The 14,338-nt window shown below is 69.5% G+C and carries 15 protein-coding genes; 12 read left to right on the forward strand and 3 right to left on the reverse strand.

The annotated features are described in order from the left end of the window. Positions 1-53: 53 nt before the first annotated feature. Positions 54-905 carry a pyridoxal kinase PdxY gene (pdxY, locus tag LK09_RS11260; protein ID WP_039399306.1) on the reverse strand — a complete coding sequence of 284 codons (852 nt, stop codon included), beginning with the start codon at positions 903-905 and terminating at the stop codon, positions 54-56. 18 nt (positions 906-923) lie between these two features. Then, entirely contained in the window at positions 924-2,270 is a 1,347-nt protein-coding gene (locus LK09_RS11265; protein WP_197061033.1) for an aminotransferase class I/II-fold pyridoxal phosphate-dependent enzyme, read from the reverse strand. A gap of 97 nt (positions 2,271-2,367) precedes the next feature. Here LK09_RS11265 and pdxS point away from each other — a divergent pair, with 97 nt between their 5' ends. The 12 genes from pdxS (at position 2,368) to LK09_RS11325 (ending at position 13,791) form a co-directional block, all read left to right on the forward strand. Continuing rightward, positions 2,368-3,258, forward strand: coding sequence for a pyridoxal 5'-phosphate synthase lyase subunit PdxS (pdxS, locus tag LK09_RS11270; RefSeq protein ID WP_039399308.1), 891 nt, complete (start codon positions 2,368-2,370; stop codon positions 3,256-3,258). Then, positions 3,252-3,848, forward strand: coding sequence for a pyridoxal 5'-phosphate synthase glutaminase subunit PdxT (gene pdxT / locus LK09_RS11275; RefSeq protein ID WP_039399713.1), 597 nt, complete (start codon positions 3,252-3,254; stop codon positions 3,846-3,848). The genes pdxS and pdxT overlap by 7 nt, the downstream gene beginning before the upstream one ends. Positions 3,849-3,864: 16 nt before the next feature. Further along, the gene (locus LK09_RS11280; protein WP_039399310.1) at positions 3,865-4,386 is read left to right on the forward strand and encodes a hypothetical protein; all 522 of its coding nucleotides are present in this window, start codon (positions 3,865-3,867) and stop codon (positions 4,384-4,386) included. Beyond that, complete coding sequence (locus tag LK09_RS11285; RefSeq protein ID WP_039399312.1) at positions 4,386-4,940, forward strand: DUF1697 domain-containing protein; 555 nt, start codon at positions 4,386-4,388, stop codon at positions 4,938-4,940. The genes LK09_RS11280 and LK09_RS11285 overlap by 1 nt, the downstream gene beginning before the upstream one ends. An 89-nt stretch (positions 4,941-5,029) precedes the next feature. Next, entirely contained in the window at positions 5,030-5,791 is a 762-nt protein-coding gene (locus tag LK09_RS11290) for a YebC/PmpR family DNA-binding transcriptional regulator (RefSeq protein ID WP_039399314.1), read from the forward strand. Between the two features lie 72 nt (positions 5,792-5,863). After that, positions 5,864-6,424: a crossover junction endodeoxyribonuclease RuvC gene (gene ruvC / locus LK09_RS11295; RefSeq protein ID WP_039399316.1), complete on the forward strand. Its 561-nt coding sequence runs from the start codon at positions 5,864-5,866 to the stop codon at positions 6,422-6,424. Positions 6,425-6,486: 62 nt separating this feature from the next. Continuing rightward, on the forward strand, positions 6,487-7,098 hold the full coding sequence (gene ruvA / locus LK09_RS11300; RefSeq protein WP_039399318.1) for a Holliday junction branch migration protein RuvA: 612 nt from the start codon (positions 6,487-6,489) through the stop codon (positions 7,096-7,098). Then, entirely contained in the window at positions 7,091-8,119 is a 1,029-nt protein-coding gene (ruvB, locus tag LK09_RS11305; RefSeq protein ID WP_039399320.1) for a Holliday junction branch migration DNA helicase RuvB, read from the forward strand. The genes ruvA and ruvB overlap by 8 nt, the downstream gene beginning before the upstream one ends. An 83-nt stretch (positions 8,120-8,202) precedes the next feature. Continuing rightward, a complete protein-coding gene (locus LK09_RS21150; protein WP_039399322.1) occupies positions 8,203-8,709 on the forward strand; it encodes a preprotein translocase subunit YajC in 507 nt (168 codons plus the stop codon). Between the two features lie 42 nt (positions 8,710-8,751). Beyond that, on the forward strand, positions 8,752-10,485 hold the full coding sequence (secD, locus tag LK09_RS11315) for a protein translocase subunit SecD (protein ID WP_039399323.1): 1,734 nt from the start codon (positions 8,752-8,754) through the stop codon (positions 10,483-10,485). After that, positions 10,485-11,474, forward strand: coding sequence for a protein translocase subunit SecF (gene secF / locus LK09_RS11320; RefSeq protein WP_039399325.1), 990 nt, complete (start codon positions 10,485-10,487; stop codon positions 11,472-11,474). The genes secD and secF overlap by 1 nt, the downstream gene beginning before the upstream one ends. A gap of 61 nt (positions 11,475-11,535) precedes the next feature. Further along, complete coding sequence (locus LK09_RS11325; protein WP_039399328.1) at positions 11,536-13,791, forward strand: RelA/SpoT family protein; 2,256 nt, start codon at positions 11,536-11,538, stop codon at positions 13,789-13,791. Here LK09_RS11325 and LK09_RS11330 read toward each other — a convergent pair. Further along, positions 13,778-14,317 (reverse strand): hypothetical protein, encoded by a 540-nt coding sequence (locus LK09_RS11330; protein ID WP_052226684.1) that lies wholly within the window; start codon positions 14,315-14,317, stop codon positions 13,778-13,780. The two genes, LK09_RS11325 and LK09_RS11330, sit on opposite strands and share 14 nt — an antisense overlap. Positions 14,318-14,338: the final 21 nt, after the last annotated feature.

Raw genomic sequence — 14,338 nt, forward strand, 5'->3', positions numbered from 1 at the left:
ACGAAACGCCCCCGGACCGACGAACGGTCCGGGGGCGTTTCGGCCTCGGGTCCTCAGCGCACCTGGCGGACGTCGAACTGGAGCCGCGGATTCGCGTAGGCGTCCTGGGCCTCGACGAGCTGCAGCTCGCGCTGTCCGGACTCGTGGGTGAGGGCGAGCAGGTCGTAGACGCTCGACACGGCGCGGGCGAGGGCGATCGCCGCGCTGCCGGTCTCGCGGTAGTGCGCCGTGAACAGGGCCGCCGTGACGTCGCCGGAGCCGTTCGCCTTGAGGGGGAGCAGCGGGGTGGCGACGATCCAGGCGCCGGCATCGTCGACGGCGAGCATCTCGATGGTGTCGGGGTCACGATCGGGCCGCTCGACGCTGGTCACGAGCACCGTGCGCGGACCCATCGCGCGGGCGAGGTCCGCCGAGGCCAAGGTCGACTCGAGCGTGTCGGGTTCGGTGCCGGTGAGATAGCCGAGTTCGAACTGATTGGGGGTGATGATGTCGGCGGCCGGAACGACCCGCTCGCGCAGGAGTTCGGGGATCGCCGGGGCGACGAAGCAACCGCTTTTCGCATTGCCCATCACCGGATCGCACGCGTAGACGGCGTCCGGGTTGGCGGCCTTGACCCGCGAGACGGCATCGAGGATGACGTCCGCGATCCCCTCGCCGCCCTGGTAGCCGGACAGCACCACGTCGATCTCGGGGAGCACCCCGCGCTCCTGGATGCCGGTGATGACCTCGCGCACGTCGTCGGGGGCGATCAGCGGCCCGCGCCACGCGCCGTACCCGGTGTGGTTGGAGAAGTTGACGGTGTAGACGGGCAGCACCTCGACGCCGATGCGCTGCAGCGGGAACACCGCGGCGGAGTTGCCGACGTGGCCGTACGCGACGGCGGACTGAATCGAGAGGATCTTCACCGGTCGATCATCCCATCTTCACCGGACGGGACCCGTCCGGGTGGCGTCGCGGGCCTGGACGGCGGCGACCGCGGCGGCCACATCGGCGGCGAGACGGGACAGCGACGGGTCGTCGAGCTCGTGGACGGTGAAGCGCACGTGGACGGACGGCCCGGCGGCATCCAGCATGAACTCGTCGCCGGGGCGCGCGAGCCACCCGCGGCGCATCAGCTGCTCGCAGGCCTCGCGCGCGGGCACCGGCAGGCCGACCCACATGCTCAGTCCATCGCCGGGGGTCGTCGGCACCCCATGTGCGGTGAGCAGCTCTGCGAAGCGGGCGTTGCGCGCGGCGTAGTGCCGGCCGGCCGCGGCGATCTGCGCCTGTGCTTCCGGGTCGGTGAGCTGGGCGGCGGCGAGGCGCTGCAGGAGATGGCTCACCCAGGTGGTGCCGGGGGTGAGCCGCAGCGCGAGGCGCTCGGCGGTGTCGGGATCGGATGCCACGGCGGCGACGCCCATGTCCGGCCCCAGGAACTTCGACACCGACCGGACGACGGCGAACCGGCGGTGGTCCGGTCCGATGACGGAGTGGTACGGCTGCTGCGACAGAAGCGAGAAGTGGTCGTCCTCGATGACGAGCAGGTACGGGTGGTCGCGGAGCACGTCGCGCAGGGCGGCGGCGCGGCCTCCGGTAAGGCTCGCGCCCGTCGGGTTCTGCGCGCGCGGCGTGTACACGATTGCTCGGGCGCCTTCGGCGATGGCCGCGCGCAGGCCGTCGACGGTCATGCCCTCCTCGTCGACGGGCACTGCAACGGGGCGGTACCCGCCGATGCGGACGGTGTGGATGCTGGCCAGGAAGCAGGGGTCCTCCAGGGCGACCACGTCGTCGCGCTGGAGCGACTGGGCGAGGAGGCGCTCGGTGGCATCCGCCGCGCCGCTGGTGATCGTCAGGCGCATCTCGCCGGGCGCGAGGTCGGCGCGCAGCCACGGTGCGGCCCACGCCTCCAGCGCCGGGTCGATGACCGGCTCGCCGTAGAGGACGGGACGCGAGGCGATGGTCTGCAGGGCGCGCGCGGGGCTCGGGATCTGGTGCGCATCCGGGTTGCCCGACCCGACGTCGCGCAGCACGGTGTCGCGCGCGAACCCCTCCATGGCGACGGTGCGCGGCCGGGACACCACGGTCCCGGCCCGCCCGCGGGACTCCACGAGTCCCGTCGCGGCGAGGTGACGGTAGGCGGCGACCGCGGTGTTGCGGTTCACGCCGAGCTTCGCCGCCAGAGCGCGCACCGGCGGCAGCGGCTCGCCGGGGGAGAGCACCCCGCGCTCGACGAGCCCGCGGACGCTGTCGGCGATCTCGGATGCGGTCCGGCCGGTGATCGCGAGGGTCATGTGAGCCATGCTATCTTTTGGCCTAGGTCAAAGTGCGCATTGTCTGGCCGTCGATCTCCCCGGCGGCCGTCCGCGCGAATTCTCGAAGGGATCCCCCGTGTCGACACCCGAAACTGGTTCCAGCCGCGTCAAGCGCGGTCTTGCCGAGATGCTCAAGGGCGGCGTGATCATGGACGTCGTCACGCCTGAGCAGGCGAAGATCGCCGAGGATGCCGGCGCCGTCGCCGTCATGGCGCTCGAGCGCGTCCCCGCGGACATCCGCGCCGAGGGCGGCGTCTCGCGCATGAGCGACCCCGACATGATCGACGGCATCATCGACGCCGTCTCCATCCCGGTCATGGCCAAGGCCCGCATCGGCCACTTCGTCGAGGCGCAGGTGCTGCAGCAGCTCGGTGTGGACTACATCGACGAGTCCGAGGTGCTCTCGCCCGCCGACTACGTCAACCACATCGACAAGTGGGGCTTCACGGTTCCCTTCGTCTGCGGTGCGACCAACCTGGGCGAGGCGCTGCGCCGCATCAACGAGGGCGCTGCGATGATCCGCTCCAAGGGCGAGGCCGGCACCGGCGACGTCTCCGAGGCGACCAAGCACATCCGCAAGATCACCGGCGAGATCAACGTGCTGCGCTCGATGACGAAGGACGAGCTGTACGTCGCCGCCAAGGAGCTCCAGGCGCCCTACGAGCTCGTCGCCGAGGTCGCCGAGACCGGCAAGCTCCCGGTCGTGCTGTTCGTCGCCGGCGGCGTGGCGACCCCCGCCGACGCCGCGATGATGATGCAGATGGGCGCCGACGGCGTGTTCGTCGGATCGGGCATCTTCAAGTCCGGCGAGCCCGCCAAGCGCGCCGCCGCGATCGTCAAGGCGACCACGTTCTACGACGACCCCGCCGTGATCGCAGAGGTCTCGCGCGGCCTCGGCGAGGCCATGGTCGGCATCAACGTCTCCGACCTGCCCGCGCCGCACCGCCTCGCCGAGCGCGGCTGGTGAGCACCGCTGCGCGCGTCGGGGTCCTCGCACTCCAGGGCGACGTGCGCGAGCACGCCGCCGCACTGTCGGACCTCGGGGCGGACGTGCAGCTCGTGCGCCGCCCCGAGGAGCTGGCATCCGTCGACGGGCTGGTGCTTCCGGGAGGCGAGTCGAGCGTCATCGACAAGCTGTCCCGCATCTTCGGAATGCAGCAGCCCATCCGGGACGCGATCGCGTCGGGGATGCCGGTGTACGGCACCTGCGCCGGACTCATCCTCCTGGCAGACCGCATCACCGACGGCATCGACGGGCAGCAGGCCTTCGGCGGCCTGGACGTCACGGTCCGCCGGAACGCGTTCGGCGGCCAGGTCGAATCGTTCGAGACCGACCTCGACGTGCCGGCCTTCGGCGGAGAGCCCGTGCATGCGGTGTTCATCCGCGCGCCCCTCGTCGAGACGGTCGGTCAGCGGGCGACCCCGCTGGCCGCGCTCGCCGACGGGCGTGTCGTGGCCGTCCAGCAGGGAGCGCTCATCGGCACCTCGTTCCACCCCGAGGTCACCGGGGAGCGTCGCTTCCACCAGCGTTTCCTCGACCTGGTCCGGGCGGCCTGACCGATACGCTTCCGACATGGCGATCAACGAATGGTGGCGAGACCTCCCCGAGGAGCGGTACTGGATGATCGCCCCCTCCCGGGGAGTGGTCGGCGAGGCGCTGAGCGCTCCGAAGCAGGTCGACGACCATCGTTTCGAGTGGTCGCACGAGCTGGTCGCCTACACGCGCCCGGGTGACACGCTGTTCGTGTGGGACCGCACGCTGGCGCACCCGGGAATCGCCGCCTGGGGCCGCGTGCTCGGACCCCTGGGCGAGGAGACGCGCGCGCGCGACGGCGTCGAGCGGGCGCACTGGCGGATGCCCGTGAGCGACACGCTGCAGCTGGCCAACCCGATCACGATCACCGCTCTGCGCCGTCACGGCGCCGACGTCGTCGCGGTGCGGGACGCGCTCGAGCGCGACGTCGAGGGCCCGGTCTACTTCCCGTTCATCGGCGAGCCGCACACGCTCGTGCCGGCGCCCGCCTATCTCGCCAAGGTGCCGCGAGACCTGGTGTCGCTGCTCTCGTCCCGGTTCGGCTTCGACTTCGTGCTGTGATGGCGACGAACGACCAGGTCTGGGTCGCGCTGCTGCGCGGCGTGAACGTCGGCGGCATCACGATCCGCAGCGCCGATCTGGCCGCGCTGTTCACCGACCTCGGTTTCGGCGAGGTCAAGACCTTCCTCGCGAGCGGAAACGTCCGCTTCCGGGCATCCGGCGTACGCACCGGCCTCAAGAAGCGGATCGAGGCGGCGCTGCAGGACCGGTTCGGGTACGACGCCTGGATCGTCCTGGTGACGCGGGAGGAACTGGCGGATGCGGTGGCATCCTTCCCGTTCGACGCGGCGGACGCCTCCCGCCAGCCCTACGTCGTGTTCTGTGCCGACGCGTCGGCCCGAACGGCCGTCCTCGAGGCCGCCGCGCACACGGACCCGCCGCTCGACCCCGAGGAGGATCCGGTCGCACCGGGGCCCGGCGTCGTCTACTGGTCGCCCGCGAAGGGACGCACCCTGGACACGCCGTTCGCCAAGGCCATGGCGCGATCGTCCGCGCCGTTTCGCACCTCGACGACCACGCGCAATCTGCGGACGCTGCAGAAGATCCTCGCCTGACGCCGTGGCGGGGCTTTCCGATGGGCCCGTGGTGCGCTGAACTAGAATGAACCTCGGCCTCCGGGCCGGAGAACACGAGCAGGAGATTCATGTCCGGGCATTCCAAGTGGGCAACGACCAAGCACAAGAAGGCCGTCATCGACGCGCGCCGTGCCAAGTCGTGGGCCAAGCTCATCAAGAACATCGAGGTCGCGGCGAAGCTCGGCGGCCCCGACCAGGCCGGCAACCCGACGCTTTTCGACGCGGTGCTGAAGGCGAAGAAGACGTCGGTCCCCAAAGACAACATCGATCGCGCCATCAAGCGCGGCGCCGGCATCGGCGGCGAGTCGGTCGAGTACTCGTCGATCATGTACGAGGGCTACGGGCCCAACGGCGTGGCCCTCATGATCGAGTGCCTCACCGACAACAAGAACCGCGCAGCGGCCGAGGTGCGCACCGCGCTCACCCGCAACGGCGGCACGCTCGCCGACCCGGGCAGCGTCGCGTACAACTTCACGCGCAAGGGTGTCATCGTCGTCGGGTCCGAGGGGACCACCGAAGACGACGTCATGATGGTCGCGCTCGAAGCCGGCGCCGAAGACGTCGGCGGGCACGCCGACGGCTTCGAGGTGCTCACCGAGGCATCCGACCTGGTGGCCGTGCGCACGGCGCTCCAGGAGAACGGCATCGACTACGAGTCGGCGGATGTCGAGTTCGTCCCCAACCTCAAGGTCGAGGTCGACGCCGACACCGCGCGCAAGGTCTTCCGCCTCATCGACGCGCTCGAAGACAGCGACGACGTGCAGAACGTCTACAGCAACTTCGACCTCACCCCCGAGGTGCAGGCCGAGCTGGAGCAGGACGAGGACTGATCTTCAGGTTCCCGCGCCTGGGATGCCGCGTGCCTGACGGGCGCGCGGCATCCTCTGTTCTAGCGTGGGGGAGTGGCATCACTGCGCGTCCTCGGCATCGATCCCGGACTCACGCGCTGCGGCGTCGGGGTCGTCGATGTCGCCCCTGACCGCTCCGCCGTGCTCGTGCACGTCGGAGTCGTCCGTTCGGCGCCGGATGCCCCCGCGGCCCAGCGCCTGGCGGCCATCGCCGCCGGGATCCGCGAGGTGCTTCAGACCCACCGGCCGGACGTGGTCGCGGTGGAGCGGGTCTTCGCCCAGCAGAACCGCAACACCGTGATGGGCACGGCACAGGCCAGCGGCGTTGCGCTGCTGCTCGCAGCCGAGCACGGCATCCCCGCCGAGACGCACACGCCGACCGAGGTGAAGGCGGCCATCACCGGCTACGGCCAGGCCGACAAGAGGCAGGTGCAGACGATGGTGGCGCGGATCCTGCGGCTGGATGAACTGCCCAAGCCCGCCGATGCCGCGGACGCGCTCGCCCTCGCACTCTGCCACGCGTGGCGCGGCGCCGGCCCGCAGAGCGCGCAGAGCGGCGCGCTGACTCCCGCGCAGCGTGCATGGCGGGATGCCGAACGGCTCACGCGCCGCTGACCAGACCCTGGGCACGTGTGTCGAATCGAACAAAACTGCGACCGGTGTTCTAGGCTCGAGACATGATCTCCTCTCTGCGCGGTGAAGTGCTGCACGCGAGCGTCGACAGCATCGAGATCTCGGTCGGCGGCGTCGGCTTCACGGTCGCCGTTCCGCCCGACCTCGCGCGGGGAGCCCGCGAGGGCACCGAGATCCTGCTGCACACCGTGCTGATCGTCCGCGAAGACGCGCTCTCGCTGTTCGGTTTCGCCGAGCGCGCGCAGTCCGCCCTGTTCACCACGCTCCTGGGCGTCACCGGCGTCGGCCCGAAGTCGGCGCTCGGGGTCCTCTCCGCGATGAGCGTCGACGAGATCGCGCAGGCGGTCGCGGACGACGCCGACGGTCCGTTCCGCAAGGTGTCCGGCATCGGTCCCAAGACCGCCAAGCTCATCGTGGTGCAGCTGGCCGGCAAGCTCGCCCCGCCGGCGCCGGGCGGCACGGCGCCCGCCAGCACTGATGCCACGGTCGCCCAGGTGACCGCGGCCCTCGTCGGGCTCGGGTGGTCGGAGCGCGTCGCGGCCGAGGCCGCGGCGGCGACGGCGGCGGCGGGGCCGGCGGGGGAGTCGGTGCCGGCACTCCTGCGTCGCACGCTGGCCGATCTGGGTCCGGCGCGCACGGAGGTCGCGCGTGGCTGACCGGGACGAGGCATCCGAACCCGAGGCACTCGACGAGTCGGAACTCGCCGTCGAAGGAGCCCTGCGCCCCGGGTCGCTCGACGAGTTCGTCGGACAGCACAAGGTGCGCGGTCAGCTGCAGCTGCTGCTCCAGGCGGCGCGCATCCAGCAGCGCCCGTCCGACCACATCCTCCTCTCCGGCCCCCCGGGCCTCGGCAAGACGACCCTGGCGATGATCGTCGCCCACGAGAGCGAGCGTCCGCTGCGGCTATCGAGCGGACCCGCCATCCAGCACGCGGGCGACCTCGCGGCGCTGCTGTCGAGCCTCACGCCCGGCGAGGTGCTCTTCATCGACGAGGTGCATCGGATGGCGCGCTCCGCCGAAGAGATGCTGTATCTCGCGATGGAGGACTTCCGCATCGACATCATGGTCGGCAAAGGCGCCGGCGCCACGAGCATCCCGCTCGATCTCGCCCCCTTCACGCTCGTCGGCGCCACCACCCGAGCGGGGCTCCTGCCGAATCCGCTGCGCGACAGGTTCGGGTTCACCGCGCACCTCGAGTACTACGAGGTCGCCGAGCTCGAGCAGGTCGTCGAGCGATCGGCCGCGATGCTCGGCATCCGGCTGCCCGCCGCCGGTCGCGCCGAGATCGCCCGGCGCTCGCGGGGCACGCCGCGGATCGCCAACCGGCTGCTGCGCCGCGTGCGCGACTACTCGGTGGTGCACGGCGGAGACCTCGACGTCGCGACCGTCAGTGCGGCGCTCGACCTGTACGACGTCGACGAGATCGGTCTGGATCGCCTCGACCGGGCCGTGCTCGAGGCCCTCGTCCGACGCTTCCGCGGCGGGCCGGTGGGGCTGAACACGCTCGCCGTCACGGCGGGAGAGGAGCCCGAGACGATCGAGTCCGTCGTGGAGCCGTATCTCGTTCGCATCGGCTTCATGGGCCGCACGCCCCGCGGACGCATCGCCATGCCCGAGGCATACGCCCACCTCGGCGTCCCGCATCCGGACGGGGCGCTGAGATTCGATGACCTATAATCACTGAAGGCTCTCGCCTGCTCTTCCCTCACGGCCACGCCACCACCCGGCGCGCGCCGTCCTCCGAAAGGTGCTCCGACTCCATGGCTCAGTTCTTCTCGCAGTACGGCCTGATCATCATCCTCGCCGTCCTGCTGATCTTCATGTTCTGGAGCTCGCGTCGCCGGCAGGCCAAGCAGAAGCTCGAGCAGGAGGCCAAGGCGCGTCAGACGGTGCCGGGCGCCGAGGTGCTGCTCCAGGGCGGCCTGTACGGAACCATCGTGTCCTACAACCCCGACAACCTCGACGAGCCTGCTATCATCGAGCTCACCGACGGCGTGCACATCCGCGTGCACAGCCAGGCGATCCTGCGCGTCGTGACCCCGACCGAGTTCGAGGCGCACGAGCACGACTCGGTGAGCCCCGAGGCCGAGGCGGCGATCGAGATCCCCGACCACGACGACATCACCCCTGAGGCGATCGCCCCCGAGCTCGCCAAGGGCGAGGAGACGCCGTCCGCGCCGCACATCGAAACCGCCGACGAGACCGCGAAGCGTCTCGCCGACGAGCAGCGCCAGGCCGACCAGAAGAAGGACGACCCCGAGGCCTGAGCGCCCGTCGCCTTTTCCGGTTCCGAAGAAAGCTGATCCGACGTGGCATCCTCCACTCCTGTCCGGCATGCCTGGCGCGCGCTCCTGGGCCTGCTGCTGATCATCGTCGTGCTCGTGGGCATCAACGCGTTCGGCGTCTACGTGTCCAAGAAGGCCTCGTGGGTCCCGACGCTGGCGCTCGACCTGCAGGGCGGCACGCAGATGATCCTCGAGGCCGACACGCCGAACGGTGCCCAGCCGACCACTGATCAGATGAATCAGGCGGTCAAGATCATCCGCAACCGCATCGACGCGTCCGGCGTCGGCGAATCGGACGTCTCGACCCAGGCGGGCAACCAGATCGTCGTTCAGATTCCGGGGCAGGCGACGGACGAGGAGCGCAAGCGCATCGAGGCGTCTGCGCAGATGCAGCTGCGCCCCGTGCTCTACACCGGGTCTCCCGCGACGTCGTTCGTCGGCAAGGACGGAAAGTCGACGCCGTACCCGACGCCGGCGCCCACGCTGCAGTCCACGCCGTCGCCGGCGCCCACTGCGGCGAACGATCCGGCCTGGATCACGCCGAAGCTGCAGGCGGAGTTCCTCGCGTACGACTGCAAGGACAAGTCGAACAACCCGGCCGACCAGCCCAAGGACCAGCCGCTGATCACGTGCGACGTCACCAACCAGGCGAAGTACATCCTCGGTCCGGTGGCGCTGGACGGTTCGATGATCTCCAATGCCAGCTCGGGCATGAACTCCCAGAACGGCCAGTGGGAGGTGCAGCTGAACTTCAACGGCGAGGGCACCACGAAGTTCGCCGACATCAGCCAGAAGCTGTACGGGCAGCAGCCCCCGGCCAACCAGTTCGCCTTCGTGCTCGACGGCAAGGTCATCGAGGCGCCGTCGATGAACGCGGTGATCACCAACGGTCAGGCATCCATCTCGGGCAGTTTCACCCAGCAGAGCGCGCAGACCCTCGCCGACCAGCTGAAGTACGGAGCGCTGCCGCTGAGCTTCAAGGTCGTCAGCTCCGACACGATCTCCGCCACCCTGGGCTCCCAGCAGCTGATGACCGGTCTCATCGCCGGCCTCATCGGACTCGCGCTGGTCGCGCTGTACTCGCTGATCGTCTACCGGGCTCTCGGCTTCGTGATCATCGCCTCGCTGGCCGTGATGGGCGTCATCACCTACCTGATGCTGTGCATCCTGGCATGGCGCATGGGCTTCCGCCTGTCGCTCGCGGGAGTCGCCGGTCTGATCGTGACGATCGGCTTCACAGCCGACTCGTTCATCGTCTACTTCGAACGAATACGAGACGAACTGCGCGAGGGCAGGACGATCACCGGCGCGGTCGAGACGGGCTGGAGCCGTGCCAAGCGCACGATCTACATCTCGAAGTCGGTCAACATCCTCGCCGCCGTCGTGCTGTACATCCTGGCCGACGCGACGGTGAAGGGCTTCGCGTTCACGCTCGGCCTCACGACCGCGATCGACATCCTGATCTTCATCCTGTTCACCCATCCGGTGATGCAGCTCGCCGCCAGCACGCGATTCTTCGGATCCGGTCACCCGCTCTCGGGAATGGACCCGCAGGCGCTCGGGGCGGTCTACCGCGGCCGTGGTCAGTTCCGTGCCCCCGTGGCGCAGGACGCCAAGGGCGCCGCGTCGCGCAAGACCGAGCGGTCGCGCGGTGAGGCGGCGCGCCGCCAGACCATCGCCGAGCGCAAGTACGCCGACGAACAGGCCACCAAGAGCACGGGCGATACGACCGTCAAGACGAAGGAGGGCGACGACTGATGGGTGCCATGAGCAATTTCGGCAACGACCTCTACTCGGGCAAGCGCTCGTTCCCGTTCGTCGGACGGCGTCGGCTGTGGTTCATCATCGCCGCCGCCCTCGTCCTCGGCTCGGTGCTCGTGCCGCTGTTCCGGCCGATCCAGTTCTCGATCGAGTTCACCGGCGGGTCGCAGTTCACGGTGTCGGGTCTCGACAGCCCGGATCAGTCGACCGCCACCACCGCGGTCGAGAAGGTCGTGCCCAACGCGCACGTCACGGTCACGACCGTCGGCACCAACGGCGTGCGCGTCGAGACCGACCAGCTGACCGACAAGCAGACGCTCGCGGTGCGAGCCGCGCTCGCGGACGCCTACGGCGTGCAGGTCAACGAGGTGACGACGTCCTTCGTCGGGCCCACCTGGGGAGCCGACGTGACGCGGCAGTCGCTGTGGGGCCTGGCGATCTTCCTCGCGCTGACCTTCCTCATCCTGGCGCTCTACTTCCGGACGTGGAAGATGTCCGCCGCAGCCATCCTCGGGCTCGTGGACGTGCTGATCATCACCATCGGCATCTATTCGCTGTGCGGTTTCGCGATCTCGCCGGCGGCGGTCATCGGATTCCTGACGATCCTCGCGTACTCGCTGTACGACACCACCGTCGTGTTCGACAAGATCCGTGAGAACACGACACAGGACGGAGAGGCCACCGGCCGCACCTTCGGCGAGTCGGTGAACCTGGCGGTCAACCAGACGCTGGTGCGCTCGATCAACACCACCGTCGTGGCGATCCTCCCCGTGGGCTCGATCCTCTTCATCGGCGCGTTCCTGCTCGGCGCTTCCACGCTGACCGACATCTCGCTGTCGATCTTCGTCGGCATCATCGTCGCGGCGTACTCCACGCTGTTCGTCGCCGCGCCGCTGTACTCGCTGTTCCGCGAGGGCGAGCCGAAGATCACCGCCCACGACAAGAAGGTGCTGCAGATCCGCGAGCGGGCCGGCGTCCCGGCCTGAGCGCCGGGCGGTCCGCGCCGGAGCGTAGGATGAGAGGATTCCAGCGCAGAGAGGGGTCGCGATGACCGAGGCTCCCGCCCCGACGGCGTCACAGGCCCCGTCGCTGCGGCGTCTCGTGCCGCGCATCTTCTCCCGCAGCGGGCGCCCGGACGATGTCGACCAGCTGCTGCGCACCGTCCGCACCCATCACCCCAAGGGTGACCTCGGAATCATCGAGCGGGCCTACGAGGTCGCTTCGCGCGCCCACGAAGGGCAGAAGCGCCAGAGCGGCGAGCCCTACATCACGCACCCGCTCGCGGTGGCGCAGATCCTCGCCGAGATGGGTCTCGGCCCGCGCGCGATCGCCGCCGCTGTGCTGCACGACACGGTCGAAGACACCGACTACAGCCTCGAACAGCTCACCGCCGACTTCGGCGACGAAGTCGCGATGCTCGTGGACGGGGTCACGAAGCTCGACAAGGTCAAGTACGGCGAGAGTGCGCAGGCCGAGACCGTCCGCAAGATGATCGTCGCGATGTCGCGCGACATCCGCGTGCTGCTGATCAAGCTCGCCGATCGTCTGCACAACGCACGCACCTGGGGGTTCGTCCCACCGGAGAAGGCGAAGAAGAAGGCGACCGAGACCCTCGAGATCTACGCGCCGCTGGCGCACCGGCTCGGCATCCAGGCCATCAAGTCCGAGCTCGAAGACCTCTCGTTCGCCGTGCTGCACCCGAAGATCTACGCCGAGATCGAGAGCCTCGTGCGCCAGCGCACACCGCAGCGCGAGCAGTACGTGCACACCGTGATCGGCTCCGTCGAAGAAGACCTCCGGGAACTGCGCATCCGCGGCCGGGTCATGGGGCGGCCGAAGCAGCTGTACTCCGTCTACCAGAAGATGGTCGTGCGGGGCCGTGAGTTCGACGACATCTACGACCTGATCGGCATCCGTGTCCTGGTCGGAACCGTCCGGGACTGCTACGCGGTGCTCGGCGCCATCCATGCCCGGTGGACCCCGCTTCCGGGTCGGTTCAAGGACTACATCGCAACCCCGAAGTTCAACCTGTACCAGTCGCTGCACACGACCGTGATCGGCCCCGGAGGCCGCACCGTCGAGATCCAGATCCGCACGAACGAGATGCACCAGCAGGCGGAGTACGGTGTCGCTGCGCACTGGAAGTACAAAGAGCGCATGAACGGCGGCAAGTCGGACGGCAAGGCCGTCGACGCCGACATGGCATGGCTCGCGCACATCTCCGACTGGCAGGCCGAGACGGCCGACCCCGGGGAGTTCCTCGACTCGCTGCGCTTCGAGATCGGCGCCAAAGAGGTCTACGTCTTCACGCCGAAGGGCCGTGTGATCGGCCTGCCTGCCGGGGGCACCCCGGTGGACTTCGCCTACGCGGTGCACACCGAGGTCGGTCACCGCACGATGGGGGCGAAGGTCAACGGCCGCCTCGTGCCGCTCGAGTCGGAGCTGCACTCCGGCGACGTCGTCGAGGTGTTCACGTCGAAGAATCCGGATGCCGGACCCAGCCAGGACTGGCTCGGGTTCGTCAAGAGCACTCGCGCGCGCAGCAAGATCCGGGGATGGTTCACCAAGGAGCGTCGCGAGGAGGCCATCGAGCAGGGCAAGGAGGCCATCGCCCGGGCGATGCGCCGTCAGAACCTGCCGCTGCAGCGCCTGATGAACCAGGACTCCTTCGCCGAGGTCGCCCGCCAGCTCAAGTACGAGGACGTCACCGCGCTCTACGCGGCGGTCGGCGAGGGACACGTCTCGACGCAGTCGGTGATCGAGAAGGTCACGGCCCTCGTGGCGACCGAAGACACCTCGACCGGCGCGATCGACCTGCCCGGTCCGGGCCGGTCCCGCGCCCCGCGCGGCGGCGACTCGGGGGTGCTGGTGCGCGGCGCCGACGACATCCTCGTCAAGCTCGCCAAATGCTGCACGCCGGTGCCGGGCGACGAGATCGTCGGATTCGTCACTCGCGGAAGCGGTGTCTCGGTGCACCGCGCGGACTGCACGAACGTGAAGTCTTTGATGAACGACCCGGCGCGACTGATCGACGTCGAGTGGGCGCCCACGTCCAAGAGCGTCTTCCTGGTGCAGATCCAGGTCGAGGCCCTGGATCGCTCAGGGCTGCTCAGCGATGTGACGCGGGTGCTGAGCGAGCACCATGTCAACATCCTCTCCGCGACGGTGTCGACCACCAACGATCGCCTGGCACTCAGCCGCTTCGTGTTCGAGATGGGAGACACTGTGCATCTCGATCGCGTCCTCAACGCCGTTCGTCGCATCGAAGCGGTCTACGACGTGTACCGCGTCACGTCGTCCTGAGTCCGGCGAGCAGGCGCAGCGCCGAGCCGGTGTGGGGCAGCGACGCGTGGAGCCAGAGCCAGCGTCGTGCGGCATCCGGATCGGCCGCGCCGGCGGCGACCAGGGCGCGAGCGGCGTCGCGTGAGTCCGGGTCGGAGCATCGGGCGAGGTCTGCGAGCGTCCGCGTCGGTGTGGTCACGGCGACCCCTCCGAGCGTGATGAGGTCCTCCGATCCGATCAAGGTGTCGCGGTAGGCGACCCGAGCGGACTGATCGAGGCGGCGTCGCCCTGTCTGTGTGCGCTGGACGGCGTGGCGGACCGGAGGCGCGGGCACGGCGCCGTGGATCCAGGCCGCGGTCAGGTGCGTCGCGGCGCAGCCCCGTGGGACAGCGCCGGACACGGATGCCGCGCGCAGCGCGGGCGTCTCGGCGGCGTCGGCGGGGATGTAGGCGTCCCCGACTTCGACGACGTGTCCGTCGATCCGGGCTGCGCTGAGCTCGGCGATGCTGAGGACGGAGCCGGGGGAGTAGAGAAAGGGTGTCGACACTCCCTCAGTGTGCACAGAAGA

The organism is Microbacterium mangrovi, assembly GCF_000802305.1.
In the GTDB taxonomy this organism is placed as follows: Bacteria; Actinomycetota; Actinomycetes; order Actinomycetales; family Microbacteriaceae; genus Microbacterium; species Microbacterium mangrovi.

What these genes read in the sequence shown, in the direction of transcription:
- ruvA (WP_039399318.1), top strand. Translation starts at nt 6,487, where the DNA reads ATGATCTCCTCTCTGCGCGGTGAAGTGCTGCACGCGAGCGTCGACAGC.
- LK09_RS21150 (WP_039399322.1), top strand. Translation starts at nt 8,203, where the DNA reads ATGGCTCAGTTCTTCTCGCAGTACGGCCTGATCATCATCCTCGCCGTC.
- LK09_RS11290 (WP_039399314.1), top strand. Translation starts at nt 5,030, where the DNA reads ATGTCCGGGCATTCCAAGTGGGCAACGACCAAGCACAAGAAGGCCGTC.
- LK09_RS11265 (WP_197061033.1), bottom strand. Translation starts at nt 2,270, where the DNA reads ATGACCCTCGCGATCACCGGCCGGACCGCATCCGAGATCGCCGACAGC.
- secF (WP_039399325.1), top strand. Translation starts at nt 10,485, where the DNA reads ATGGGTGCCATGAGCAATTTCGGCAACGACCTCTACTCGGGCAAGCGC.
- LK09_RS11285 (WP_039399312.1), top strand. Translation starts at nt 4,386, where the DNA reads ATGGCGACGAACGACCAGGTCTGGGTCGCGCTGCTGCGCGGCGTGAAC.
- LK09_RS11325 (WP_039399328.1), top strand. Translation starts at nt 11,536, where the DNA reads ATGACCGAGGCTCCCGCCCCGACGGCGTCACAGGCCCCGTCGCTGCGG.
- LK09_RS11280 (WP_039399310.1), top strand. Translation starts at nt 3,865, where the DNA reads ATGGCGATCAACGAATGGTGGCGAGACCTCCCCGAGGAGCGGTACTGG.